Source organism: Streptomyces sp. CA-249302 (assembly GCF_050936785.1).
GTDB lineage: Bacteria > Actinomycetota > Actinomycetes > Streptomycetales > Streptomycetaceae > Streptomyces.
The window spans coordinates 5,750,384-5,773,690 of sequence record NZ_JBNJMG010000001.1 but is presented as its reverse complement, the minus strand read 5'-3'; the positions used below and the strand labels follow the sequence as shown (position 1 = coordinate 5,773,690).

The window sequence follows — 23,307 nt, the reverse complement described above, 5'->3', positions numbered from 1 at the left end:
CGACTCAGCCACGGCCGACCTCCTTCGTCTCGCCGAGCACGATCCGGGCGAGGTTGGTCAGGGAGACCGAGCCCGGCCTGAAGTAGTCGCTGTGGCCGCCGGCGCCCGCCGCGAAGACCCGGGCGCCGAAGGTGGGGGACACGGGGTCGGTACCGAAGCCGACGGTCGTGCCGAAGAAGTCGGTGCGGACGTGCGGGACTTCGGCGATCCAGTCGTCGGCGCCGCGGGCCGCCCAGACGCGGGCCGCCGTGTGCAGGTCGGCGGCCTTGTCGGCGCCGGTGCCGGGGCTGCCTACGAGGGCGATGTCGGAGACGTCGAGGCGGCGGGCGGCCTGGCCGCAGACGACCGTGCCGTAGGAGTGGCAGAGCAGGGATATGCGGGTGAGCGGGCCGGTGATTCTGTGCAGGTCGGCGACGAAGTCCCGTAGCTGCGGGGCGGCTTGGGCGGCGCGGCCGGAGGTGAGGACGGTGGGGCTGATCGTGGCGGGGGTTTCGTAGCCGAGCCAGGCGATCACCGCGGTGCGGGTGTTCTTGGGGGCGGTGTTGTCGAGGCGCTGGTGCAGGGAGAGGGCGGTGGCGCGGAAGCGGTCGTAGGTGTCGATGGAGGTGTCGGAACCGGGGACCAGGACGGCGACGCGGGTCGCCTTCGCCAGGTCGCCGAAGACCTCCGTGATCCGGCCTGCGCCTCGGCCGTCGAAGTGGAGGAGGTGGTGGGAGGGGGAGGCGAGGGTGTCGTCCGCGGCGGCGCGCTTGTGGTCGCCGTGGGTGGTGGCCATGGCGGCGGCTTCGGTGGCGTTGGTGCGGTTGGCTTTGTAGGTCGAGTCGAGGGTGGTCGCGGTGAGGGGGGCGAGGGTGGGTGGGGGTGGGGCGGGGATGGTGGGGCGGGTTGCCGCGGAGAGGGGGAGGACCACGGCGGCGGCTATGAGGGCGGCGAGGGTGGTGCGGGTGGTGCGGCGCCGGCGGTTCCGTTCGGGGCGGGGGGTGGTTGGCGTTGCAGGCTGGGTGAGTAGTTGGTTGTCTGCCCCCGTCGTGCGCCCCATGGTCGTCCTCCCCGTCCAGTTCGCCCGGCCATCGGGCTTGTCTGGATGGGAAGTTACGGAGCGTGGGGTGTCGTCCGCGTCCCGCCTGGGAGCTCTTCTGGGATGTAGCTCTCAGGTACTACGGGTATGTGGGGGAGGCCCCGAGAGGTCGTGCGAAACCACGGCTCACCAGGCCAGTTGGGCGATCTCCTCCGCCACCACCGCGCACGCGTCCGCCGCCGGGTCGATCAGCGGGAAGTGGCCGACCTCCTCCAGCAGAGTCACCCCCACCACCTCGCCCGCCTTCGCCGCCGCGTCCGCGTACGACTCGGCGACCGCCTCCGGGACGACCAGGTCCGACCGGCCCTGCACCAGCGTCGTCGCGATGCCCGTGGGGAGCAGGAACGCCGGGTCGGCGTACGGACGGCGTTCCGCGAAGTGCGCCTCGCCGCCCATGAGTTGCAGCGCCGCGCCCCCGCAGACGTTCAGCTTGTCGGCGACCTCGAAGTCGGCGATCGGGGCGAGCGCGACGACCCCGCGCAGGTGCGCGGGGCGGGCGAGGCGCCAGGGCGAGTCCTCGGGCAGGACATGCCGGGCCGCCGCCCACAGAGCCAGGTGCCCGCCGGCCGAGTGCCCGGTGATCACCATGCGCCGCGGATCGCCCTGCGGGAGGTTCTCCCGTACGAGCGCGGGCAGCGCGTCCATCGCCGCGGCGACGTCGTCGAAGGTCTCCGGCCAGCGGCCCGCGACCGCACCGGCGCTGCGCCCGCCGCCACCCTGCCCGCCATCACCCGCGCCGCCCGAGCCGTCACTCGCGCCCGCACCGCCCGAGCCACCATTCGCGCCGCTTCCGCCCGAGCCACTCCCCTGCGCCGGAATCGCAACGCCCTCCTCCCCCGCCCCCCGCCGGTACTCCACGCTCGCCACCGCGAACCCCCGTCGTGCCAGGAAGTCGGCGAACGGAGAGATGTGGCGGCGGTCGTACGGGGCCCGCCACGCGCCGCCGTGCAGGACGACGACCAGCGGGGCCTGCACGCCGGAAGGCTCCCGCACGCGTGGGGCGTAGAAGTCGATCAGCTGGTCGGGGTGGTCGCCGTACGCGGCGGTCGCGTCGGGGTCGACCGCCGGGTGCCCGAACGCAGACTCCTCCTCGGCGGCGGCCCTGGCTGCTGCGGCGTCGTCCGGCATGCTCCAACCTCTCAGCGGCGTAACGGTATTGGCGGACCAGGTGAGGAAATAGGCCGTTGGCGGGGACGGTACCAGGCCCGTGACGTGCGCGGACACGGGGATGTCACGCTCGGTGAGGGGCAAACGGTTCTGCTGGCGGGCGCCGCGCACCGTATGTTCCGGGGCGTCTACGGCGCGTGTCCGTGCGGGGCGGCCCGCCTCGGCCTCCGCCCGGTCGCCGTGTAGCGCGGAATCCACCCTTCCACCACCCTCAAATTTGACGAATTGCGGTGTACGCGGGCGCGTAAGGACGATGGATGCAATCCCCCGGAATCCGGGCTTCGGGGACACCAGGAGACGGGGACACGGGGGAAAACGGGGGACACGGGGGAAGGGGTGGATGCCCCATGGCAGGGAGCACGGCGCCGGCGGGCGCCGGCGGCGGGGCCGGTGTGCCCTGTCTCGTCGTCGAACAGCCGGCGCATCTCGCGGGCACCCGCTGGCCGTTGACGCGGTCCGCGCACATCGTGGGGCGGTTCGGGGACATCCGGCTGAGCTCGCCCGACGTCAGCAAACGCCATGCCGAGCTGCGGCAGGGCACCGACGGAGTGTGGCTGAACGACCTCCACTCCAGCAACGGCGTACTGCACAACGGGCGACGGCTGGAGCCCGGGGTGCCCGTGCGGCTGCGGGACGGGGACCGACTGCGGTTCGGGTCACTGGAGTTGACGTTCCATCAGCCGCAGGCCGGTGGCCGGCGGTCCACGCCGGATCCGGCGGGCGCGGACACCATCACGGACGTCACCCACCTGCACTCCTACCGCAACCGGCGTACGGGCCGGGCCGATCCGGCCGCCGCCCCGCCCCCACCCCTGCCGGATCCGCCGCCGCGACACGCGCCGCCGCCTCCGATCTCCGACGACGCCCGTTCGGAAACCACCCGCTACCTCGCCGCGGCGACCCAACTCGACCCCGATTTCGCCGACTTGGTCGTACGACAGGTCGTCGACGAGCCGTATCGCGCGCTGGCGCCGGTCTTCGGCGCCGACCTCGGCGTGGTGACGCGCTGGGCGCTGTCCGCGCGGCGGCGCCGGCTGGCGCGTGATCTGACGCTGCTGGGCGTGCTGTTGACGCTGCTGGCGACGGTCGCGCTGGGTGCGCTCGAGCATCGGGAGGAGCTCGGGTCCGGGGACCTCGGGGACTGGTGGCAGCAGTATGCGGTGCTCGCCGGGATGGTGCTGGGGGTCGGATGGCTGGTTCTCGCGGTGGACTTCTGGGTGGCCGAACACCGGGTGCTGCGGCAGAAGATGAAGCACGGGCGGTTCGAGCCGACCCAGGCGCCGGAGGCGCTGGGCGGGCGGGCGCGGGCACGGCTGGCGGCAGTGGCAGCGGCACAGCGCCCAGCCCCGTGGAACGTGATCGTCTGCTCCCACTACTCGCCGTTCGCGGGCAGCGGCTACCTCCTCGACCAGTGGGACACCCCCATCGACATCCGCCGCGGCATGTTCCTCCCGGACGGGGACGGCCGACGCCGCGCCCCGCAGCGCTTCACCAACGGTGAGCTCTACGAGGTCCTCGTCACCGCCGCGCGACGGATGGGCCTCGCCGATCTGCGCGTCGAGGAACGGCTGTTCGTCGACGGCCAGAACGTGGCCCGGGACCGGAACCTGCTCCCCGACCCCCTGCGCCCGCCGGTGACCCACATTCCCGTCCCCCTCATGCGCGACATGCCGGACGGGCTCAGTGCCACCAGACGGTCGTACGTGAGCATCGAAGTGCCCGCCTGGAGCGGCCAGTTGGTGCTCACCATGTACATGCGGGCGGTGCAGGTGCAGGGCACGCTGTACCTGGAGTGGTCGGCGCACGCGCTGGTGCCGATGCGGAACGAGTACTACGCCGTCGACCACCTGCCCCGCCGCACGGCCGTCGGCGCGGCGCTGCGGGCCCTGGTGTCGGCGCTGTTCCGGGTGCCGTCCGCGCTGCTGTGGTCACCTCGGGGCGTGCTGCGCCGGGTCCGGGCGGCGCTGGCCGCGTCCGCGTACCGGGGGCGGCAGCGGCGCACGATCCGCGGGAAGTACGTCTTCGACTACGGCGCCGAGCACAGCGTCCGGGAGCTGGCGTGCGGCGAGGAGTTCGGCCATCACTTCGTGGACCGGGACGCGAGTCGGATCATGCAGACGACCGAGCAGCACCTGATGAACACGATCGGCGACTTCCTGGAGTCCAAGGGGATCGACTCGGAGAGCTTCCTGCGGTTCCAGCAGAACGTCACCAACAACTACGACCAGCGGGACCAGAGCTTCCGCGCCGGGAACATCAACAACCACGGCAACCTCGCCGCGGGCCACGGTGCCCGAGCGGGCGGGCCGGCACCGAAACGGGGAGGCAGGACATGAGCGACGACCGAGGATTCCGGGTCGGCGACGTCAACAACCAGGGCAACCTCGCCATGGGGCACGGCGCCCACGCCGAGGGGAACGTGTCCATCGGCGGTTCGGCGGAGTCGTACGAACTCCACCGCCGTATCGACGAGTTGCAGCAGCTGCTGACCCAGTACGCCGACCGGCTCCCGGACCCGGACGAACTGCGGGCGGTCACCGGGGAGTTGCGCAGCCAGCTACAGAGCCCGCGCCCCAACCGGGTCCTCGTGGGCAGCCTCCTGACCGCCCTGACGGCGGGAGCCGGCGGGGTCAACGCCGTGCTCGCCGCCGTCAACGGCATCGGGCAGCTGGTCAGCCGTGTGCTGACCTGAGCGTCTCCGCCAGCACCCGCGCCGCCCGCTCCACGTCCGCGAACCCGACGTACAACGGCGTGAAGCCGAAGCGGAGGACGTCCGGGTGGCGGAAGTCGCCCACCACGCCCTGCTCGATCAGCCGCTCCATCACCTCGCCGGCGTCCGCACACCGCAGCGCGACCTGGCTGCCCCGTTCCTCGTGCGCGGCCGGCGTCAGGGACTCCACCCGGCCTTCCGGCACGTACTCCGCCACGCACTCCAGGAAGAAGTCCGTCAGAGCAAGGGACTTGGCTCGTACGGCGGCGATCGGGACGTCGTCCCAGACCTCCAGCGCCGCCTCCAGGGCCAGCATCGAGAGGATGTCCGGCGTGCCGACGCGCCCGCGCAGCGCGCCCGCCGCCGGTTCGTAGTCGGCCCGCATCCCGAAGGGCTCGGCGTGGGAGTTCCAGCCGGGCAGCGGGGAGTCGAAACGGTCCTGGAGGTCGTGGCGGACGTAGAGGTACGCCGGTGAACCCGGGCCGCCGTTCAGGTACTTGTAGGTGCAGCCGACCGCCAGGTCGACCCCGTGCTCGTCCAGGCCCACGGGCAGCGCGCCCGCGCTGTGGCACAGGTCCCAGACGGCGACAGCGCCGGACGCGTGGATCGCCGCCGTGAGGGACGGCAGGTCGTGCAGGCGCCCGGTGCGGTAGTCGACGTGGTTCAGCAGCACCGCCGCCGTACGGCCGGACAGGACACCCGGCACCTGCGACGGGGTGACCGGACGGAGCGTGCAGCCGGTCAGGCGGGCCGCCGACTCGGCGATGTAGCCGTCGGTGGGGAAGGTCGTCGCGTCCACGACGATCTCGTCCCGCACCCCGGCATCGGACGCGAGCCGAGCCAGCCGTACCGCCCCCACAAGTGCCTTGAAAACGTTGACACTTGTCGAGTCGCCGACCACGATCTGCCCGGCCGCCGCACCGACCAGCGGGGCGATCCGGTCGCCGATCCGCTCGGGCGCCGTCCACCAGCCGCTCTCGTCCCAGGACCGGATACGGAGGGAACCCCACTGGCGTCGTACGACGTCCGCGACCCGATCGGGGACGGCGGCCGGCAGGGCGCCGAGGGAGTTGCCGTCCAGGTAGACGGTCGTGTCGAGGACGAACTCGGCGCGCTTGGGGGCCAGTTCGTCGATCGCGTCCAGCTTCTCCGCACGTACCACGAGCTCAGACATGGGACCTCGCCGTCCACAGCTCGGGGAAGACGTTCTTCTGGGCGCGCTTCTCCAGCCAGGCGACCCCGGCGGAGCCGCCCGTGCCGGGCTTGGCGCCCATCGCGCGGCGGGTGGCGACCAGGTGGTCGTTGCGCCAGCGCCACACCAGTTCGGCGACGTCGGTCAACGCCTCTCCCAGGCGGGCGAGTTCGGCGTTCTCGTCGCCCGCGTAGATCGCGGTCCAGGCCTCCTCGACGGCCTCGTCCGGCTCGTGGCGCCGCGTGACGTCGCGCCGCAGGACCGCGTCAGGGATGGCGCAGCCGCGCCGCGCCATCAGCCGCAGCACCTCGTCGTAGAGGCTCGGTTCGGCGAGGGCCTTCTCCAGTTCGGCGTGGACGCGGGGCGCGCCGCGGTGCGGGACCAGCATCGACGCGGACTTCTCGCCGAGCAGGAACTCCATCCGGCGGTACATCGCCGACTGGAAGCCGGAGCCCTCGCCGAGGGCCGAGCGGTACGAGTTGAACTGGGCCGGGGTGAGCTGTCCGAGCGGCCGCCAGGAGGCGTTCAGCGCCTCCAGTTCCCGTACGGACCGCTTGAGGGCGTCGATCGCGACCGGCACCCGGTCCTCGCGGAGCGCCCGCGCGGCGGTCTCCCACTCGTGGACGATGACGGTGAACCACAGCTCCATGACCTGGGTGGTGACCAGGAAGACCATCTCTCCGGGATCGTCGGAGAGGGTGTGCTGGAGGTGGGTGAGCACGTCCGCCTTGACGTAGTCCTCGTACGGCGTGGTGCCGGCGAAATCGAGATGCGGGGTCTCGGGCTCCTGTGATTCCTGCGATTCCTGAGCCTCGTGGGACGACATCGCTGTCTCCTGCTGTACTCCGGGTGGCGGTCCGCCCCTGCCGTTACCGACACGGGGGCCCCGGTCCCCACCGGCATCCTCCGCAATCCGGCCGCCCACGGCAAGCTCGACCACGTCACACAGGGGGCGGCCGGGGTGTCGGTGCGCGGTGGCAGACTGCACCCATGACCACTCACACGAACCTGCTCGGCGGCCCGGACCCGACCCACCTGCCGGAGAACGAGGAGGCGTACCGCCTGCTCGGCGAGGAGTCCCGCAGCCCGGCCGAGGTCGCGGCCAAGTACCCCACGTTCTCGCTCGCCTGGGCCATGCTCGCCGACGACGCCTTCGAGGCGGGCCGCGTGGTCGAGTCGTACGCCTACGCCCGTACCGGCTACCACCGCGGGCTGGACGCGCTGCGCCGGGCCGGCTGGAAGGGCCACGGCCCGATCCCCTGGAGCCACCGCGCCAACCGCGGCTTCCTGCGCTGCCTCGCGGCCCTCGCACGGGCGGCGGGCGAGATCGACGAGAAGGACGAGGCGGAGCGCTGCCGGCAGTTCCTGAAGGACAGCAGCGAGGAGGCTTACGCCGAGCTGACGCGGTAGCGGACGGCGCGCGGCGGGCGTGACCGGAGGACGCGCGGCGGGCGTGACCGGAGGGCGAGGGCGTCCGGCGGATCGTCCGGGCACCGAGGGCTCGGCGGTTCGGCGGGCTCGGCGGTTCCGCGGGCTCCGGGGATTCGGGGGCTCCGGGCGCTCCGGGGATTCGGCGGGCTCCGCGGGCTCCGCGGGTTCGGCGGGGCTCCGCAGGGCTCCGCAGGCTCCGGGGGGAAACGCCCCCCCGATCGGCAGCAGGGCCTGGCGTCTGTCGGGCCGCGGCTTCAGGCGAGCCGGGCTGGCTGCGACGGGGGCCGATCGGCACCGGCTCCCCAACCGCGTCAGCCGATCCGCTTCCCTGCCCGCTCCCCAACCGCGTCAGCCGATCCGCTTCCCTGCCCGCTCCCCAACCGCGTCAGCCGATCCGCTTCCCTGCCCGCTCCCCAACCGCGTCAGCCGATCCGCTTCCCTGCCCGCTCCCCAACCGCGTCAGCCGATCCGCTTCCCTGCCCGCTCCCCCTCCAGCGGCGGTGCCGTGATCGAGCCGTGGGTGCGGCATTCGGGGCGGCGGCAGCCTGGCGGCAGGGAGCGTACCGTCGCGAAGGCCACCGCCGAGCCGAGCACCAGCACCCCGGCGCAGATGAGCATCGCCTTGTGGAAGGCGTCGTCGAAGGCGTCGGGCGAGCGGTAGGCGTCCGGGCCCATCCCGGCCAGCAGCGGCAGCGCGGCCACCGCGATCAGGCCGGCCGCGCGGGCCGCCGCGTTGTTGACACCGCTGGCCAGCCCGGCCCGGGCCGTGTCCACCGAGCCCAGCACGGTGGAGGTCAGCGGCGCGACCAGGGTGACCATGCCGGCGCCCAGGACCAGCAGGGCGGGCAGTACGTCGGTGACGTAGGAGGCGCCCGGCCCGACCCGCAGCATCAGCAGCATCCCGGCCGCGCAGAGGAGCGGGCCGACCGTCAGCGGGATACGCGGGCCGATCCGGTCGGCGAGGGCACCCGAGCGGGCCGAGAACAGCAGCATCATCGCGGTCGTCGGCAGCAGCGCCGTACCGGCGGCGAGGGCCGACCAGCCGACCGCGACCTGGAGCTCCAGCGCGGCCAGGAAGAAGAAGCCGCCGAAGGCCGCGTACACGCACAGGGTGACCAGGTTGACGGCCGTGAACTGGCGGGACGCGAAGATGTCCAGCGGCATCATCGGATCCGCGCTGCGCTTCTCGACGTAGACGAAGGCGATCCCCGCCACGACCCCGGCGACCGCGCAGAGCGCGACGACCAGGGAGCCCTCCCGGGCCTCGATCAGGGCGTAGGTGAGGAAGGCGAGGGTGAGCGCGCCGAGGACCGCGCCCGGCACGTCGAAGCGGCCGTGGCTGCGTCCGTCGGCGGATTCCGGAACATGGCGTACGGCGACGGGCGCGCAGAGCAGGGCGAGGGGGACGTTGAGGAGGAACACCCAGCGCCAGCCGGGGCCGTCCACCAGCCAGCCGCCCAGGAACGGGCCGACGGCCGCGCCGATTCCGCCGAAGCCGGACCACAGGCCGACCGCGCGCCCCCGGTCGTCCGGGTGGAAGGACGCCTGGATCAGGGCGAGGGAGCCGGGCGTGAGGAGCGCGCCGCCCACCCCCTGCAACGCACGCGCGGCGATCAGCACACCGGCGTTCGGCGCGAGCCCGCACAGCAGGGACGCCGAGGCGAACCACACCACGCCGATCACGAAGATCTTCCGCCGGCCGTAGTGGTCGCCCAGCGAACCGCCGAGCAGGATCAGCCCGGCCAGCGTCAGCATGTACGCGTTGACCGTCCACTGGAGGGCCGCGAGCTGGGCGTCCAGGTCACGGCCGATGCGCGGGAGGGCGACATTGACGACGGTCGAGTCCAGCATCGCCATGCTGGAGCCGAGGACGGTGGTGAGCAGGATCCACTTGCCCTGCGGTGAGGCCAGCCGGACGTCGGACATGGACCCAGGTATACAGCGAGCCCGGCGCCGTAGCACCGGGCTCACCGAAGTCCGAAGAACCGGCTACTTGATCCGCGTACCCGCCGAGCGCAGGTTCTGCGTGGCCTCGACCACGCGCGCGGCCATGCTCGCCTCGGCCAGCTTGCCCCAGGTCCGCGGGTCGTAGGTCTTCTTGGAGCCGACCTCACCGTCGACCTTCAGGACGCCGTCGTAGTTGCGGAACATGTGGTCCGCGACGGGGCGCGTGAAGGCGTACTGGGTGTCCGTGTCGATGTTCATCTTCACGACGCCGTTCTCCAGCGCGGTGCGGATCTCCTCCTCCGTGGAGCCGGAGCCGCCGTGGAAGACGAAGTCGAACGGGGAGGCCTTGCCGAACTTGGCGGCGACGCCCTCGTTCAGCTCCTTCAGCAGCTCGGGACGGAGCACGACGTTGCCCGGCTTGTACACACCGTGCACGTTGCCGAAGGAAGCGGCGAGCAGGTAGCGGCCCTTCTCGCCCAGCCCGAGCGCCTCCGCCGTACGAATGGCGTCGTCGACCGTCGTGTAGAGGGAGTCGTTGATCTCGTGCGAGACGCCGTCCTCCTCGCCGCCGGTCGGGGTGATCTCGACCTCGAGGATGATCTTCGCGGCGCGGGCCCGCTCCAGGAGCTCCTGGCCGATGGCCAGGTTGTCGGCCAGGGTCTCGGCGGAGCCGTCCCACATGTGCGACTGGAAGAGCGGGTTGCCGCCGGCCTTGACGCGCTCCTCGGATACGGCGAGCAGCGGCCGCACGTAACCGTCGAGCTTGTCCTTCGGGCAGTGGTCCGTGTGCAGGGCGACGGTGACCGGGTACTTCTCGGCCACGATGTGCGCGAACTCGGCGAGCGCGACGGAGCCCGTCACCATCTCCTTGCTGTACTGACCGCCCAGGAACTCGGCGCCACCCGTGGAGATCTGGATGATGCCGTCGCTCTCCGCCTCAGCGAAACCGCGCAGGGCCGCGTGCAGGGTCTGGGTCGAGGTCACGTTGATGGCCGGGTAGGCGAACTTGCCTGCCTTCGCCCGGTCCAGCATCTCGTTGTAGACCTCGGGAGTTGCGATGGGCATGACCGCTCCTTGGTATGTGCGGGTTGGCGTTCTGCGTACTACGGCCCTGACCTAGACCTTGGGGGTGACGTCGTCGTCGGCGCCATCTTTCCAGACTCGGCCGGATGCTTTGCCCGCCGTGTCCGGCTTGTGGACAACAGGCCCGAGGTACTCGGGAGTAGGTCAGTGAGCAGGTCAGTCGAGACCGAGATCGTCCTTGGAGTAGGCGAAGAGGTACGGCACTCCGGCGCCCTCCTGGATCTTCTCGGCGGCACCGGTGGCACGGTCGACGATCGTCGCGACGGCCACCACCTCGGCACCGGCCTCACGCACCGCCTCGACCGCGGTCAGCGGGGAGCCGCCGGTGGTGGAGGTGTCCTCGACGACCAGCACCCGGCGGCCCGCGATCTCCGGACCTTCCACCCGCCGCTGAAGCCCGTGCGCCTTGGCCGCCTTGCGCACGACGAAGGCGTCGACGCGCTTCCCGCGGGCGGCGGCCGCGTGCAGGATCGAGGCGGCGACCGGGTCGGCGCCCATGGTCAGCCCGCCCACCGCGTCGAACTCCAGATCGGCGGTCAGGTCCAGGAGCACCTGCCCGACCAGCGGAGCGGCCTCCCCGTCGAGGGTGATCCGCCGCAGGTCGACGTAGTAGTCCGCCTCCAGACCCGACGACAGGGTCACCTTGCCGTGCACCACGGCCTTGTCCTTGATCTGCCGCAGCAGCTCGCCACGTACGTCTACGTCACTCATGCGAGTCAGCTTAAGGGCGCTGCCAGGTCCAGGTGGTCGTCGCTTCCAGCGGCTCCAGCGGCGTGACCAGCCGGGGCAGGCTGTTCAGGCCGTCCGGCGGCCCGGTCTGCGGCTCCACGCAGACGGCGGCCTCCTGCTCGTCGTACACCACGACCCATTCCTCACGGCTGGCGACCTTCAGCTCCAGCTGCCCCGGCCAGGTCAGGGTCACGTCGACCCCGTCCGGCATCCCGAAGCAGTCGTCCCAGGGCCCGGGCCGCGGATCGACCCGCCGCCCGGTGGGCAGATGATCGTCCCCCCGCTCCTCCTGCCACCCGGCCGTGAAGCCGACGCGCACGTCCTCGCCGCCCAGGTTCCGGTTGAACCAGGGGTGCCAGCCGATCTGGGCGGGGAAGGAGGAGTCGTACGTCTCCACGGACATCGTCAGCGTCAACGAGTCCGGAGTCAGCGCGAACTGCTGTGTGACGCGCCCCGGGTAGGGCCAGGGCTCGACCAGGTCGTACGTGATGACGGCCTCGTCGGCGCGGACGCGGGCGGTGCGCCAGGCGCCGTCGCGGGCGGTGCCGTGGATGGCGTGCGGCGGGGAGTTGAGCGGCATCTGGTGCACGGTGCCACCGTCCCGGAACCGCCCGTCACGGATCCGCCCGCACCAGGGAACCATCGGGAAACACCCGAACCGCTCCCCCTGCCGCAGCAGTTGACGCCCCCCGACGACGAGCCCACCGACCCGCCCGCCGTTCCCCGGCAGCACGGTCACCTCCGCGTCACCCGCGGTCAGCGTGATGTCTTCGTTACTCACGGGACGACCCTACTGGGGTGATCGTGGGCGGCGGGACCTACCGTCGGCGCCGCAGCACTCGCCCCGCGACGATCGCCGACGCCAGTACGAGCGCTGCCGCCGGAGCCGCCCATCGCAGCGGTGATCCGTGGGCGATCGTCTGCGGAGCGGGAACCGGCGCGTAGCGGCCCCGAGGCGGTGCGTGGTCCACCTCTTCCGCGCTCCGCCCGATCATCGTCCGCCGGGCGTGGGCCGCCTCGGCGGGCGGCTCGGTGTAGTCGTCGTCCGGCTCGGGAGCCCTCTCCTCGGCCGAGGGATCGAGCGACGGCGGCGGAACCTCCGTGTCGAAGACCGAGGCGGGGTCCGCCGACGTGTCGGCCGGTACCGGCTCGTCGTCCGCGTCCGGCGTCGTCTCGAAGTCGCTGGTCGCCTTGGCCTCGAACTCCTGCGCCGCCACGGGCTCGGGTTCCTCGGCCTCCGCCTCCCCCGCCGCCCCCAGCTTCTCCGCGAACCGGTCCAGCAGCCGCGTGACCGCCGAGGCCACCGACTCGGCCGACAGCTCCGTGAGCCGCCCGTCCGCGGAGGCCGTCCCCTCGAAGGCGAGCGTCGAGCCACCCTCGGCGTCCGAGACGCGCAACGTCAGCGCCAGCTTGACCGAGCCGGTCCCGCGGGTCTCCGTGGCGTCGCCCTCCGCGACGTACGAACCGTCCTCCCGCGCGGTCAGCCGTACGTTCCCCCGATAGGTCACGGAGTGACTGCCGACGCGCAGCTTCAGCCGCCCGGCGACGGGCTCCGCACCGGCGTCCTGCTGAAGCCCCGGGACCGCGCGAGCGACCTGTGCGGGGTCGGCGAGGATCTCCCTCAGCCGCTGGGCCGGAACCGGAACGAACGCGTCATGCTCCATGCCGAGCGAGCCTACCCAGCGGGCCGGTTCCTGTGCCCCCGTTGGCCGAAAGTGGGCGCGCGTCGTGCCCTGGGGGCTGCCGCCCCCAGACCCCCGCTTCGGCCCTGAAGGGGCCTTGTCCTCAAACGCCGGACGGGCTGGTCATGTCCCGGGCGTCACCAGCCCCGTCTCGTACGCCACGACCACCACCTGTGCCCTGCTGGCCAGCCCCAGCTTCGTCATCGTTCGGTTCAGATGGGTCTTCACCGTCGCCTCGCTGATGAACAGGCGGTCCGCCGCCTCCGAGTTGGTCAGGCCCCGGGCGACCAGCTTCAGGACCTCGACCTCGCGGGTGGTCAGGGCGGCAAGCCCCGGCGGGGGTTCCGCCCCGGTCGACGCGCCGTCCGTCACCCGGGTGAAGGCCTCGACCAGGCGCCGGGTCACCACCGGTGCGAACAGCGCGTCGCCGCCGTGGACCGCGGTCACCGCGGCGAGGAGGCGTTCGGGGCCCGCGTCCTTGAGGAGGAAGCCGGAGGCACCCGCGCGCAGGGCGCCGTAGACGTACTCGTCGAGGTCGAAGGTGGTGAGGACGAGGATGCGGGGCGGCGGGTCGGTGGCCGCCGCGAGGATGCGTTCCGTCGCCTCGATGCCGGTCGCGCCGGGCATGCGGATGTCCATCAGGATGACGTCGGGGCGGGTCTTCGCGGCCAGCCCCACCGCTTCCTCGCCGTCCGCCGCCTCACCGACCACCTCCATGCCGGGCGCGGCGCGCAGCAGGGCGACCAGTCCGCTGCGTACGAGGAACTGGTCGTCGACGACTAGGACTCTGATCGCCCGTTGGTCGTTGCCGGTGTCGGTCATTCCGCGACGGCGTCTCCCCGGCGTGCGGCCGGTACGGACGTCGGCAGGGTCAGATGCACGCCGAAACCCCCCTCGCTGCGCGGGCCGACGACGATCGTCCCGCCGTAGAGCTTGGCCCGCTCGCGCATCCCGATCAAGCCATGGCCGCCGCGCTCCTGCTTTCTGGCCGGATTCACCCCCTTCCCGTCATCATTGATGGAGAGCGTCATCTCGCCTGCCCGGTACGCGAGTTGGACGGTCGCGTGCGCCCCGGGGGCGTGTTTGAGGACGTTGGTGAGGGCCTCCTGGACGACCCGGTAGAGGCAGAGCTGGACGCCCGGCGGCAGGGGGCGGGCCTCGCCCGTGATGCGGAGGTCGACGGGGACGCCGCCGGCGCGGACGCGTTCGACCATGTCGGCGAGCTGGTCGAGACCGGGGGCGGGGGCGCCGTCGGCCGCGCCCTGGACGCCGTCGGCGCGCAACAGGCCGAGCATGCGCCGGAGTTCGGCGAGGGCCTCGCCGCTGCTGCCGGCGATGGTGTCGAGGGCCTCGCGGGCGGTGCGGGCGTCGGAGGTGAAGACGAAGCGGGCGAGGCCGGCCTGGACGTTGATGACGGCCATGTGGTGGGCGACCACGTCGTGCAGCTCGCGGGCGATGCGGACGCGTTCCTCGGCGACCTCGCGGCGGGCGCGTTCCGCCTGTTCGGCGCGGAGTTGCCGGGTGAGGTCGGCGGTGCGGCGGGCGGTGTGCCCGAACCACCACAGGACCACCGGGTAGGCGACGGACTGGGCGAGGACCGAGGCCATGGAGCTGTCGGCGGTCACCAGGCCGGCGTAGATCCACACGGCGGTCATCAGGGCGGCGCAGGCCGCGGTGGTGCGGGCCGGGCGCAGCGAGGCGACGGTGTAGAACGCGAGCATCGGGCCGAAGGAGTTGACCACCGGCCAGTCGCCGCGGCTGACGTACACGACGGCCACCGCGTGCACGAAGAGGCAGACCGTGACCGGGGCCCTGCCCCGCAGGACGGTCGGCAGGTTGGCGAGGGCGACGAGGATCCAGGCGGGCGCGTCGAGTTCGGTCCATCCCTGGGCTGCGGCCTCCCTGCCGAGCAGGACGGCCACGGTCGTGTGCGCGGCGGTGATGAGGCCGTCGACGACGAGGGGGTGGATCCGCATCGCCGCAGCGTAACCCGGGTGCGCGAGGTGGGGCGTCAACCTCCTGCGGTACCGCGGAAGTTGCAGGAACCGCGCGGTTACCGCGGGAGTTGGCGCCGGGATCAAACCGGTGCCGGATTCGGCGCGGGGTGCGTCGCCCGTAGCTTTCGAACCGCGGGGAACACGGGGCCCAACGGGGGACCCCGGCCCGCGGTTGAGAGGGGACACCACATGTCACGCAGCTCCAGGACCTGGCGCCGCAAGGCCGTCGCGGTCGCGCTCGTCGCCGCCGCGCTGGGCGGAGGGGCGATCACCCTCGCCGAGCCGGCCTCCGCCAGCGTCTCGCAGGGGTACATCGCGGGGACCGGCAATGCGTGGGACGACTTCAAGGACGAGGGCACCCTGTCCTCCACCAGCCACGCGAAGAGCAACGCGACCGCGCTGGTGCAGGTGCTGCTGTGGGCGGACGGCGCCAAGGAGAAGGACGGCTCGACCTTCGACTACGCCGACATCGACGGCAAGTACGGGCCCAACACCACGGCCGCGGTCAAGTCCTGGCAGAAGCACCTCAACAGCGAGTTGGGCAGCCATCTGACGGTCGACGGAAAGGCCGGTCCCAAGACCCTCGACGTGGCGGGGGAAGCCGCGCTCGAGAACGCTTCCAGCACCACCGTCACCTACTACGGCTGGAAGCACCAGGTCGTCTTCAAGCGCACCAGCGGCAAGTACTACCTGAAGGTCAACAACGCCCACGGCTGGAAGCTCGCCTCCTACAGCACGTTGAACGTCGTCTGAGCCACGGCGGGGGGCAACGGGGGAAGCGGGGGCAACGGGGGAAGCGGGGGAGATACGGCGGTCCGTCACACCCGGGGAAGCGGCGGACCGCCGTCCACGCGCGCGTGCACGCTCAGTTCGCGTACCGGGGATGGACGAGCGTCGACGGCGGCAGACCCGTGAGGCGGGTGCGGGCCGCCGCTCGCGCGTCCGCCGCGAGGGCCGCGGGGGTGAGGGTCCGCAGGTGCGGTGCGTAGGGGTCCAGGCCCAACTGCGGGCGGGATTCGGCCGCGGCCAGCACGAACCCCCAGTCCCGCGGCGCCCGGGAGGCCTCCGTCGTACGGTCGGGCCCCGCGGCGAAACCGGCGTCGCGGCCGCCGACCCGGTAGGGGACGCCGTACAGCCCGGCCGCGCGCAAAGTCGCGTCGACGGTCCAGAACACCCGCCGCCGGTCGGCGAACGGCCCCGCGTGCACCACCAGCCGCCCGCCCGGCGCCAGCACCCGGCGGGCGAGGCCGTAGAACTCCTCGGAGTAGAGCTTGGTGCTCACCGTGATGCCCGGGTCGGGCAGGTCCGAGATGATCACGTCGTACGAGGATGTGCGCGCCGTGCGCAGCCAGCGAAAGGCGTCCGCCGTCGTCACGCGCACGCGCGGGTCGTCGTAGACATGGCCGTTGAGCCGGGACAGCCCCGGGTCGCTGCGGGCCAACCGGACGACCCCGGCGTCGAGTTCGACGATCTCGACCCGCCGTACGCCCGGATGCCGCAGCACTTCACGCGCGGCCAGCCCGTCGCCGCCGCCGAGGACGAGCACGCGCGCGTGGGGGCCGTTCATCGCGGGGTGTACGAGGGCTTCGTGGTACCGGAGTTCGTCGCGGCCGCTCACTCTCAGCCGGCCGTCGAGGAAGAGGTCGAGGGGGCGGCCGTGGGTGCCGCCGGTGAGGACGACCTCCTGGGTGCCGGTCTGCCGCGCCACCCGAACGTCCCCGCCGTAGACCGCCTGCCGGGCGGCCCGCTCGAAGTCGTCGACCAGGACGGCGGCGGAGGCGAGGATGGAGAGGACGGTGAGGTTGGCGATCAGCAGCAGCCAGCGGGCGCGGCGGGTGAGGTCGCGGCGGAACAGGCCGAGAACCAGGGTGCCGCCGGCGATCGCGTTGACCGTGCCGGTGATCAGCGCGCCGGTCAACTGGCCCAGCAGGGGCAGCAGCAGGAACGGGAAGGCGAGGCCGCCGACCAGCGCGCCGACGTAGTCCGCCGCGAACAGGTCGGCGACCGCGCCGCCCGCGTCCTGGCGCCGGATGCGCTGGATCAGCTCCATCAGCAGCGGCACTTCGGCGCCGATCAGCAGGCCGATGGTGAGCGAGAAGGCGACCAGCAGCCAGCGCGGACCGCTGCCCCACAGGCCTCCCCAGTCGCCGGTCCAGGCGAAGACGGCGTACAGGGCCATCGCGCTGCATCCGCCGACCAGGGCGAGTATCGCCTCGATCGCGCCGAAGCCGGCCGCCGCGAGCCGGCGCAGCCGCTTCGCGGCGAGCGAGCCGATGCCCATCGCGAACACCATCACCGACAGGACGACCGAGGCCTGGGTGACCGAGTCGCCGATCAAGTACGAGGCCAGCGCGACGAGTTCGAGCTCGTACACCAGTCCGCAGGCCGCACAGACGAAGACGCACGCGAGCACCAGGAACCGCCCGGTGGCCGGCCGCACCGGAAGCCGCGCGGGACCGGCCCAGGCGGGTGGGGGGCCGGGCGGGGCGGGGGCGTGCGGCTCGATCACGACTGCGACGTTACGTCACTGCGACGTCACCCTTGGTCACCCACACGTGTGGAACTGACGGTCAACCCGCCACCCCGCGTTTGAATCGGACGCCGAAGGAACCGATGGATCGGACACCGAGGACTCCGATGAATCAGACGCCGAAAGAACTGACGAAGTCAGACGCCGAAAGAACTGACGAACTCAGACGCCGGAGGGATCGACGAAGTCAGACGCCGGAGGGACTGAGCTGCGCGGCCTGCACCCGCACCCCCGCTCCCACCCTCGTCCGCGTCGCCACCAACTGCCCGTCCTGCGGATAGGCGTGCCAGGTGCGCCAGTGCACCTGGCCCTCGTGGCGCTGGGCGAGCAGCGCGGTGAAGGCGTGCGGGCTGCCGGGGAAGACCCCCGCCAGGCCGTTCGGATGGTCGGAGACCAGGGCCAGCAACTCCTGCGCCCGGCCCGCGAAGGAGCCCGGCGAGAGGACCTCGACGCGGGCCGCGAACTCGTACTCCCAGTCGCCGATGCGCTTGGCGACGCCGAGCGGCAGCGGGGTGCTGCTGCCGGGGATGCACGCGACCGTCTCCGAGCAGCAGCCCCGCTCCTCCTCCAGAAGTACCTGGTGGGACGCGCCGAGAAGTCTCAACTGGAGCTTTGCCCCGGCCAGTTCGAGGTCGAGGGTGGCCAGTGCGGGAAGCGGCTCACGCCCCAGTGCCCAGGCGAGATCGGCCGCGCGCGTGTCGGTGTACGAGGTGTTCAGGGTCGTGAGCATGGGTCGGCTCCGCTGGCACGCAAAGAAAGGTGAGGTGTGGGGTCCGGAACACCCCGGTCGACACCGGGGGAACGGCCCGGTCGGCCCAGTCGGGAGGTCAGGAAAGGTGTCGTCCGCAGAACGTCCGAGGGGCCGCGTCGGTGCTTTAGAGGGAATCATGAACTCTGGCAATGACACAGCGTTTTTACCCAAGTTCGTGGGGTTTCCATCCCTCAGAGGGCTTCACTGCTCAACTGTTCAACCACGGCGTACGCCACGGCGGCCATGGCGCACGCCGGAGCGCGCGAGCTCCCGCCGGGGCGTGGATCCCGGCGGGAGCTCTACGGAAGTGACGTACGGGAATGCGGCTCCCCCGTCCCGAAGGCCGGCCGCCCCAGGTCAGCTGCCTCCTCCACCGCATCCACCGCCGCCACCACAGGACGACCCGCCTCCGCAGGACGAGCCGCCCCCACACGAGTGCCCGCCCCCGCAGGAGTGGCCACCGTGATGCCCCCCGTGGTGTCCGCCGGACGACGACCCCCCACCGTCGCCGGCCCACCAGCTGTTACTGCTGTTACTGCCGCTGTCGCTGTTCCCGCTCCGGTTGTTGCTGCCGCCGCTGCGGCTGTACGAGCGCCGGTACCCCTGCTCCCGCTGCCGGCGCCCGGCCCCCACGATCGCCGCCATGAGCAGCGCCAGAAAAAGAACCAGCAGGATGATGCCGAAGGCCATGGGCATGACGTCACCCTCCTTCCAAGTCCCCCGAAGCGACCCCCCGTGGGCGCCTCGCGTCGTACGTGAACGGGGGATGCCCGGCCGTCTCACCGGCCAAAGCAGAGTTGAGGAACTCCAGAGCTTCGGCGCAGGATGGCCCGCATGACCTCCAGTAACCGCCCCTTCCTCAATCGCCGGCTCGCCGAGTTCGGGACGACGATCTTTGCCGAGATGTCGGCGCTGGCCCTGCGGACCGGTTCCATCAATCTGGGCCAGGGATTTCCCGACACCGACGGCCCCGAGGAGGTCCGTGAGGCCGCCGTGCGGGCCCTGCGGGACGGGCGCGGCAACCAGTACCCGCCGGGGCCGGGCGTTCCCGAGCTGCGCGGCGCGATCGTCGCGCACCAGGCGCGGCGATACGCGCTGTCGTACGACCCCGACACCGAGGTGCTGGTGACCGCGGGCGCGACCGAGGCCATCGCCGCGTCGCTGCTCGCGCTGCTCGAACCCGGCGACGAGGTGATCGCCTTCGAGCCGTACTACGACTCCTACGCGGCCTGCATCGCGATGGCCGGCGGCAAGCGCGTGCCGGTGACCCTGCGGCCGGACGGAGGCAGCTTCCGGCTCGACCTCGACGAGCTGCGCGCCGCCGTCACCGACCGCACCCGGCTCCTCCTCGTCAACACCCCGCACAACCCCACCGGCACGGTCCTCACCCGCGAGGAGCTGACCGCGATCGCCGAGCTGGCCGTCGAGCGCGACCTCCTGGTGATCACCGACGAGGTCTACGAGCACCTGGTCTTCGACGAGGCCGAGCACCTCCCCCTCGCCGGTTTCCCGGGCATGCGTGAGCGCACGGTCACCATCGGCTCGGCCGGCAAGACCTTCTCCTTCACCGGCTGGAAGGTCGGCTGGGTGACCGGTAAGGCGGAACTCGTCACCGCCGTACGCTCCGCGAAGCAGTTCCTGACGTACGTCGCCTCCGGACCGTTCCAGTACGCCGTCGCCGAGGCCCTGCGCCTGCCCGACGCGTACTTCGACGAGTTCCGCGCGGACATGCAGGCCAAGCGGGACCTGCTCGCGGGCGGCCTGGAGGAGGCGGGCTTCAAGGTCTTCCAGCCGGCCGGCACATACTTCATCACCACCGACATCCGCCCCCTCGGCGAGAACGACGGCTTCGCCTTCTGCCGCGCGCTGCCGGAGCGGGCCGGGGTCGTCGCCATCCCGAACGCGGTCTTCTACGACCACCGGGAGGCGGGCGCCCCGTTCGTGCGGTTCGCCTTCTGCAAGCAGACGGCCGTGCTGGAGGAGGCCACGGCCCGGCTCAAAACGCTCGGAAGCTGACTGGCAGAGCGAGGTTGTCGAGGGCGCCGACGCCTTGTCGCGTTCCCCGTAGATGGGGAGCTCTTCGTCAGCGAGCGTCCGTCTCGGGCTCCGGGCGCGGGAGTTCGTCGAGGTCGAGGGTGAAGGTGCGGCCGTCGGCCAGGGGGATGGGGAGCTTGCCCGTGCCGTACGCGCGCTTGAGCGCCGTGCTGTAGCCGTTCGCGGTGGGTTCGGTATGCAGGACGACTTCCCCGGCGTAGGGGTCCACGACCAGGTAGATCGGGATTCCGTAGCGGCCGTACTTCGCGGTGCAGTCGTCGTAGTCCTTGCGCGCGGAGGAGGTGGAGACGACCTCGGAGATCAGCAGGACGTCCTCGAAGCTGTAGCGCTTGCCCTCCCGGCGGGCGTCCTCGCGGAGAATCGCCAGATCGGGGGCGGAGTTCTCGTCGGCGGGGAAGTCGATGTAGACGTCCGAGGCAGTCTTCGCGTGGCGTCCGAGGGACACGACCGTGTCGTATTGCATCGACTTGATCGTGCTGGAGTGCTCGAAGCTCTGCGGGGTCATGATCACCTTTCCGTCAGCTCCGAACAGGACCGTGTACCCCTTGGGGAACTCGGTGTGCACGATCGCGTCGACGCTCATGGACGGCTCCTTCCCGTGTGCGGTCAGGATACGACGGACAGTGTCGTGCCATCGAGCCTGGCAATACGGCTGTGAGCTCCACACCACCTCTGGTCACCGCCGTGCGGTCGGCGACCTACGTCAGCGCGGGCCCCTTCCAGTACGCCGTCGCCGAAGCACTGCGCCTGCCGGACTCGTACTTCGACGACTTCCGGGCCGACATGCAGGCCAAGCGTGAGCTGCTGGCGGGTGGCCTGGAGGAGGCGGGCTTCACGGTCTTCCGCCCGGCCGGCGCACACTTCATCACCACCGACATCCGCCCCCTCGGCGAGAACGACGGCTTCGCCTTCTGCCGCGCCCTCCCGGAACGCTGCGGGGTGGTCGCGATCCCCAACGCGGTCTTCTACGACCACCGGGAGGCGGGCGCGTCCTTCGTGAGGTTCGCGTTCTGCAAGCAGACCGGGGTGCTGGAGGAGGCGGTGAAGAGGCTGAAGGCCCTCGCACTACCCGGGGACCGGAAGTCACGTCGCCACGCCGTGCGGCCCGAATCCCTACCCGCCCGGCCGCACAGCGCTCGCAATCCCCCGTTTCACCCTGCAATGTGCCGGTGTGACCCAAGCCAGTACCCTCCCCCGCCCCTCCGTCACGGGGCCGCGCCCCGGCGCACAGGACCGCGCCCGGCTGCCCGTGGCGGCGGCCATGGGCGGGGCCCTCGGACTCTTCCTCGCCGCCCGGCTGCTCGGGGTCGCGGCGCTCGCCGTGGTCTCCTGGGCGGCCGGCCGCAATCCGCTCGCGCTGCTCGGACGGTCCTGGGACTCCGTGTGGTACCTGGGGATCGCCGCCCACGGCTACGGCCGCGTGCTGCACCACCACCCCGACGTCGTCTACAACGACCTGGCGTTCTTCCCGCTCTACCCGGCCCTGGTCCGCGCCGCGACCGTCCTGGGCCCGCTCAGCGCCGGCGCCTCGGGGCTGATCGTGTCGTGGACGGCGGCCGCGGTGGCCGCCTGCGGGATCTACGCGGTCGGCGCCCGGCTGCACGGCCGGGCCGTCGGCACCGCCCTGGTGCTGCTCTGGGGCCTGCTGCCGCACTCGGTCGTGCTGTCGATGGCGTACACCGAACCGGTCCTCGCCGCCTTCGCCGCCTGGTCGCTGTACGCGGTGCTCAGCGGCCGCTGGCTGTGGGCGGGCGCGCTGGCCGCGCTGGCGGGCGCCGCCCGGCCCAACGGTTTCGCGGTCGCCGCGGCGGTCCTCGCGGCGGCTGCGTACGAGATCTGGCGGTGCCTTGAAGAGCGCCGAAAAGTTTCCCACAGGCTGTGGACGGGCGCGGCGCTCGCCCCGGCCGGCTGGGCCGGGTACGTGCTGTGGGTCGGTCACCGCAGGGGCGACCTGCTGGGCGGCTATTTCGAAGTGCAACGCCTGTGGGGCTCGCGCTTCGACTTCGGCGAGGGCTCCCTGAGGTTCATCCGCCACCTGCTCCTCCACGGCGACCGCTTCGTCTTCCCGATGACCATGGTGATCGTCGCGGCCGCGGTCGTGCTGTACGCCCTGCTCCTCGCCGACCGCGCCCCACTCCCCCTGCTGGTCTACAGCGGCGTACTCCTGCTGATCGCCGTGGGCGGCTCCGGGTTCTTCGAGTCCAAGCCGCGCTTCCTGCTCCCCGCCTTCCCGCTGCTGCTGCCGCTCGCCCGGGCCCTGGTCCGAACGGCGAGAGCCCGGCCCGGGCACGCGACCGTGGTGGTCGGCGCCCTGGCCGGGCTCTCGTTCGCTTACGGGGCGTATCTGGTCGTAATCGCCCATACACCTCTCTGAGGCGGCGGAGGATCTACTCCTCGTCGTCCTCGGGCTTGTCCGCCTCGTTGACCTCCTGCTCGAGGCCGAGCTGCTCGACGAGCCACTTGTCGAACTCGATGGCGGCGCGCACCCAGCTCACCGTGGAGGACACGAAGTGCTCCAGGGCGACGCCGGTGCCGATCAGCATCTGCGCCTCACCGATCAGACGGACGGTGCCGTCGTCATGGGTGTGGCTGTAGACCTTGGGCCACAGGGTGCGCCGGTTCCAGTCGTCGATGGACTCCAGGAGCAGCGGCTTCTCGTCGATCTTGTGGGGCCGGTCGTAGAACGTCCGCACCGAGAAGACCTGCTGGTCGTCCTCGCCACGGAACATGAAATACGTACGGAACTGCTCCCACGGCGCCGCGAGGTCCCCCTCGTCGTCGACGACATACTTCAGCTCCATCTGGTCGAGGAGCTGCTTCACGAGGTCCTGATCCGGGACGACGGGGCCCGCCGGTCCGCCGGGCTGCGGCTCGGGCTGGCCCCCGAAGTTCGGAATCGAGGACGGGTCGATGGTCACCGTGAATTTCCCTTCGTACGGATGCCGCCATCCTCTC

The 23,307-nt window shown here is 71.8% G+C and carries 21 protein-coding genes and 1 pseudogene; 7 read left to right on the top strand and 15 right to left on the bottom strand.

Annotated features, from left to right (window positions below):
• Positions 1 to 4 precede the first annotated feature (4 nt).
• Complete coding sequence (locus ACQEWB_RS25975) at positions 5 to 1,039, bottom strand: alpha/beta hydrolase (RefSeq protein ID WP_432834932.1); 1,035 nt, start codon at positions 1,037 to 1,039, stop codon at positions 5 to 7.
• Positions 1,040 to 1,204: 165 nt separating this feature from the next.
• Positions 1,205 to 2,206 (bottom strand): alpha/beta hydrolase, encoded by a 1,002-nt coding sequence (locus tag ACQEWB_RS25970; RefSeq protein ID WP_432834931.1) that lies wholly within the window; start codon positions 2,204 to 2,206, stop codon positions 1,205 to 1,207.
• Positions 2,207 to 2,592: 386 nt separating this feature from the next.
• On the opposite strand from ACQEWB_RS25970, the gene ACQEWB_RS25965 reads away from it, so the two are divergent.
• Positions 2,593 to 4,581, top strand: a complete 1,989-nt coding sequence (locus tag ACQEWB_RS25965) for an FHA domain-containing protein (RefSeq protein WP_432834929.1) — start codon at positions 2,593 to 2,595, stop codon at positions 4,579 to 4,581.
• A complete protein-coding gene (locus ACQEWB_RS25960; RefSeq protein WP_432834927.1) occupies positions 4,578 to 4,937 on the top strand; it encodes a hypothetical protein in 360 nt (119 codons plus the stop codon). Before ACQEWB_RS25965 ends, ACQEWB_RS25960 begins: the two co-directional genes overlap by 4 nt.
• Here ACQEWB_RS25960 and kynU read toward each other — a convergent pair.
• A complete protein-coding gene (gene kynU, locus ACQEWB_RS25955; protein ID WP_432834925.1) occupies positions 4,918 to 6,129 on the bottom strand; it encodes a kynureninase in 1,212 nt (403 codons plus the stop codon). The two genes, ACQEWB_RS25960 and kynU, sit on opposite strands and share 20 nt — an antisense overlap.
• Complete coding sequence (locus ACQEWB_RS25950) at positions 6,122 to 6,973, bottom strand: tryptophan 2,3-dioxygenase family protein (protein ID WP_432834923.1); 852 nt, start codon at positions 6,971 to 6,973, stop codon at positions 6,122 to 6,124. The genes kynU and ACQEWB_RS25950 overlap by 8 nt, the downstream gene beginning before the upstream one ends.
• Before the next feature lie 164 nt (positions 6,974 to 7,137).
• On the opposite strand from ACQEWB_RS25950, the gene ACQEWB_RS25945 reads away from it, so the two are divergent.
• A complete protein-coding gene (locus tag ACQEWB_RS25945; protein WP_432834921.1) occupies positions 7,138 to 7,557 on the top strand; it encodes a DUF3151 domain-containing protein in 420 nt (139 codons plus the stop codon).
• Between the two features lie 480 nt (positions 7,558 to 8,037).
• On the opposite strand, the gene ACQEWB_RS25940 is transcribed toward ACQEWB_RS25945, so the two are convergent.
• From ACQEWB_RS25940 to ACQEWB_RS25910, 7 genes are all read right to left on the bottom strand, one after another.
• The gene (locus tag ACQEWB_RS25940) at positions 8,038 to 9,504 is read right to left on the bottom strand and encodes an MFS transporter (protein WP_432834919.1); all 1,467 of its coding nucleotides are present in this window, start codon (positions 9,502 to 9,504) and stop codon (positions 8,038 to 8,040) included.
• Positions 9,505 to 9,567: 63 nt separating this feature from the next.
• Complete coding sequence (fbaA, locus tag ACQEWB_RS25935; RefSeq protein ID WP_432834917.1) at positions 9,568 to 10,590, bottom strand: class II fructose-bisphosphate aldolase; 1,023 nt, start codon at positions 10,588 to 10,590, stop codon at positions 9,568 to 9,570.
• Positions 10,591 to 10,764: 174 nt separating this feature from the next.
• Positions 10,765 to 11,319, bottom strand: coding sequence for an orotate phosphoribosyltransferase (gene pyrE, locus ACQEWB_RS25930; protein ID WP_432834915.1), 555 nt, complete (start codon positions 11,317 to 11,319; stop codon positions 10,765 to 10,767).
• A 10-nt stretch (positions 11,320 to 11,329) separates the two neighbouring features.
• Complete coding sequence (locus ACQEWB_RS25925) at positions 11,330 to 12,118, bottom strand: aldose 1-epimerase (RefSeq protein ID WP_432834913.1); 789 nt, start codon at positions 12,116 to 12,118, stop codon at positions 11,330 to 11,332.
• A 37-nt stretch (positions 12,119 to 12,155) separates the two neighbouring features.
• A complete protein-coding gene (locus ACQEWB_RS25920) occupies positions 12,156 to 13,001 on the bottom strand; it encodes an SRPBCC domain-containing protein (protein WP_432834911.1) in 846 nt (281 codons plus the stop codon).
• Positions 13,002 to 13,142: 141 nt separating this feature from the next.
• Positions 13,143 to 13,841, bottom strand: a complete 699-nt coding sequence (locus ACQEWB_RS25915; protein ID WP_432834909.1) for a response regulator — start codon at positions 13,839 to 13,841, stop codon at positions 13,143 to 13,145.
• Positions 13,838 to 14,995 carry a sensor histidine kinase gene (locus ACQEWB_RS25910; protein WP_432834907.1) on the bottom strand — a complete coding sequence of 386 codons (1,158 nt, stop codon included), beginning with the start codon at positions 14,993 to 14,995 and terminating at the stop codon, positions 13,838 to 13,840. Before ACQEWB_RS25910 ends, ACQEWB_RS25915 begins: the two co-directional genes overlap by 4 nt.
• Before the next feature lie 210 nt (positions 14,996 to 15,205).
• On the opposite strand from ACQEWB_RS25910, the gene ACQEWB_RS25905 reads away from it, so the two are divergent.
• Positions 15,206 to 15,769: a peptidoglycan-binding domain-containing protein gene (locus ACQEWB_RS25905; protein ID WP_432834905.1), complete on the top strand. Its 564-nt coding sequence runs from the start codon at positions 15,206 to 15,208 to the stop codon at positions 15,767 to 15,769.
• 112 nt (positions 15,770 to 15,881) lie between these two features.
• Here the strand turns inward: ACQEWB_RS25905 and ACQEWB_RS25900 are convergent, their stop codons facing one another.
• Both ACQEWB_RS25900 and ACQEWB_RS25895 read right to left on the bottom strand, forming a co-directional pair.
• A complete protein-coding gene (locus ACQEWB_RS25900; RefSeq protein ID WP_432834902.1) occupies positions 15,882 to 17,525 on the bottom strand; it encodes a polyamine aminopropyltransferase in 1,644 nt (547 codons plus the stop codon).
• Between the two features lie 208 nt (positions 17,526 to 17,733).
• A complete protein-coding gene (locus ACQEWB_RS25895) occupies positions 17,734 to 18,276 on the bottom strand; it encodes a DUF2617 family protein (RefSeq protein WP_432834900.1) in 543 nt (180 codons plus the stop codon).
• A gap of 846 nt (positions 18,277 to 19,122) precedes the next feature.
• On the opposite strand from ACQEWB_RS25895, the gene ACQEWB_RS25890 reads away from it, so the two are divergent.
• On the top strand, positions 19,123 to 20,313 hold the full coding sequence (locus ACQEWB_RS25890; RefSeq protein WP_432834898.1) for a pyridoxal phosphate-dependent aminotransferase: 1,191 nt from the start codon (positions 19,123 to 19,125) through the stop codon (positions 20,311 to 20,313).
• A 67-nt stretch (positions 20,314 to 20,380) separates the two neighbouring features.
• Here the strand turns inward: ACQEWB_RS25890 and ACQEWB_RS25885 are convergent, their stop codons facing one another.
• Positions 20,381 to 20,935 (bottom strand): Uma2 family endonuclease, encoded by a 555-nt coding sequence (locus ACQEWB_RS25885; RefSeq protein WP_432834896.1) that lies wholly within the window; start codon positions 20,933 to 20,935, stop codon positions 20,381 to 20,383.
• 83 nt (positions 20,936 to 21,018) lie between these two features.
• Between ACQEWB_RS25885 and ACQEWB_RS25880 the strand changes: the two are divergent.
• Positions 21,019 to 21,417: pseudogene (locus tag ACQEWB_RS25880) on the top strand (aminotransferase class I/II-fold pyridoxal phosphate-dependent enzyme); the annotation flags it as partial.
• 106 nt (positions 21,418 to 21,523) lie between these two features.
• On the top strand, positions 21,524 to 22,726 hold the full coding sequence (locus ACQEWB_RS25875; RefSeq protein WP_432834894.1) for a mannosyltransferase family protein: 1,203 nt from the start codon (positions 21,524 to 21,526) through the stop codon (positions 22,724 to 22,726).
• Between the two features lie 13 nt (positions 22,727 to 22,739).
• On the opposite strand, the gene ACQEWB_RS25870 is transcribed toward ACQEWB_RS25875, so the two are convergent.
• The gene (locus tag ACQEWB_RS25870) at positions 22,740 to 23,270 is read right to left on the bottom strand and encodes a YbjN domain-containing protein (RefSeq protein WP_432834892.1); all 531 of its coding nucleotides are present in this window, start codon (positions 23,268 to 23,270) and stop codon (positions 22,740 to 22,742) included.
• Between the last annotated feature and the right edge of the window lie 37 nt (positions 23,271 to 23,307).

Bases quoted from the DNA above. Each gene is read 5' to 3' on its own strand.
- ACQEWB_RS25975 (WP_432834932.1), bottom strand. From the start codon at position 1,039: ATGGGGCGCACGACGGGGGCAGACAACCAACTACTCACCCAGCCTGCA.
- ACQEWB_RS25970 (WP_432834931.1), bottom strand. From the start codon at position 2,206: ATGCCGGACGACGCCGCAGCAGCCAGGGCCGCCGCCGAGGAGGAGTCT.
- ACQEWB_RS25965 (WP_432834929.1), top strand. From the start codon at position 2,593: ATGGCAGGGAGCACGGCGCCGGCGGGCGCCGGCGGCGGGGCCGGTGTG.
- ACQEWB_RS25960 (WP_432834927.1), top strand. From the start codon at position 4,578: ATGAGCGACGACCGAGGATTCCGGGTCGGCGACGTCAACAACCAGGGC.
- kynU (WP_432834925.1), bottom strand. From the start codon at position 6,129: ATGTCTGAGCTCGTGGTACGTGCGGAGAAGCTGGACGCGATCGACGAA.
- ACQEWB_RS25950 (WP_432834923.1), bottom strand. From the start codon at position 6,973: ATGTCGTCCCACGAGGCTCAGGAATCGCAGGAATCACAGGAGCCCGAG.
- ACQEWB_RS25945 (WP_432834921.1), top strand. From the start codon at position 7,138: ATGACCACTCACACGAACCTGCTCGGCGGCCCGGACCCGACCCACCTG.
- ACQEWB_RS25940 (WP_432834919.1), bottom strand. From the start codon at position 9,504: ATGTCCGACGTCCGGCTGGCCTCACCGCAGGGCAAGTGGATCCTGCTC.
- fbaA (WP_432834917.1), bottom strand. From the start codon at position 10,590: ATGCCCATCGCAACTCCCGAGGTCTACAACGAGATGCTGGACCGGGCG.
- pyrE (WP_432834915.1), bottom strand. From the start codon at position 11,319: ATGAGTGACGTAGACGTACGTGGCGAGCTGCTGCGGCAGATCAAGGAC.
- ACQEWB_RS25920 (WP_432834911.1), bottom strand. From the start codon at position 13,001: ATGGAGCATGACGCGTTCGTTCCGGTTCCGGCCCAGCGGCTGAGGGAG.
- ACQEWB_RS25915 (WP_432834909.1), bottom strand. From the start codon at position 13,841: ATGACCGACACCGGCAACGACCAACGGGCGATCAGAGTCCTAGTCGTC.
- ACQEWB_RS25910 (WP_432834907.1), bottom strand. From the start codon at position 14,995: ATGCGGATCCACCCCCTCGTCGTCGACGGCCTCATCACCGCCGCGCAC.
- ACQEWB_RS25905 (WP_432834905.1), top strand. From the start codon at position 15,206: ATGTCACGCAGCTCCAGGACCTGGCGCCGCAAGGCCGTCGCGGTCGCG.
- ACQEWB_RS25895 (WP_432834900.1), bottom strand. From the start codon at position 18,276: ATGCTCACGACCCTGAACACCTCGTACACCGACACGCGCGCGGCCGAT.
- ACQEWB_RS25890 (WP_432834898.1), top strand. From the start codon at position 19,123: ATGGCCCGCATGACCTCCAGTAACCGCCCCTTCCTCAATCGCCGGCTC.
- ACQEWB_RS25885 (WP_432834896.1), bottom strand. From the start codon at position 20,935: ATGAGCGTCGACGCGATCGTGCACACCGAGTTCCCCAAGGGGTACACG.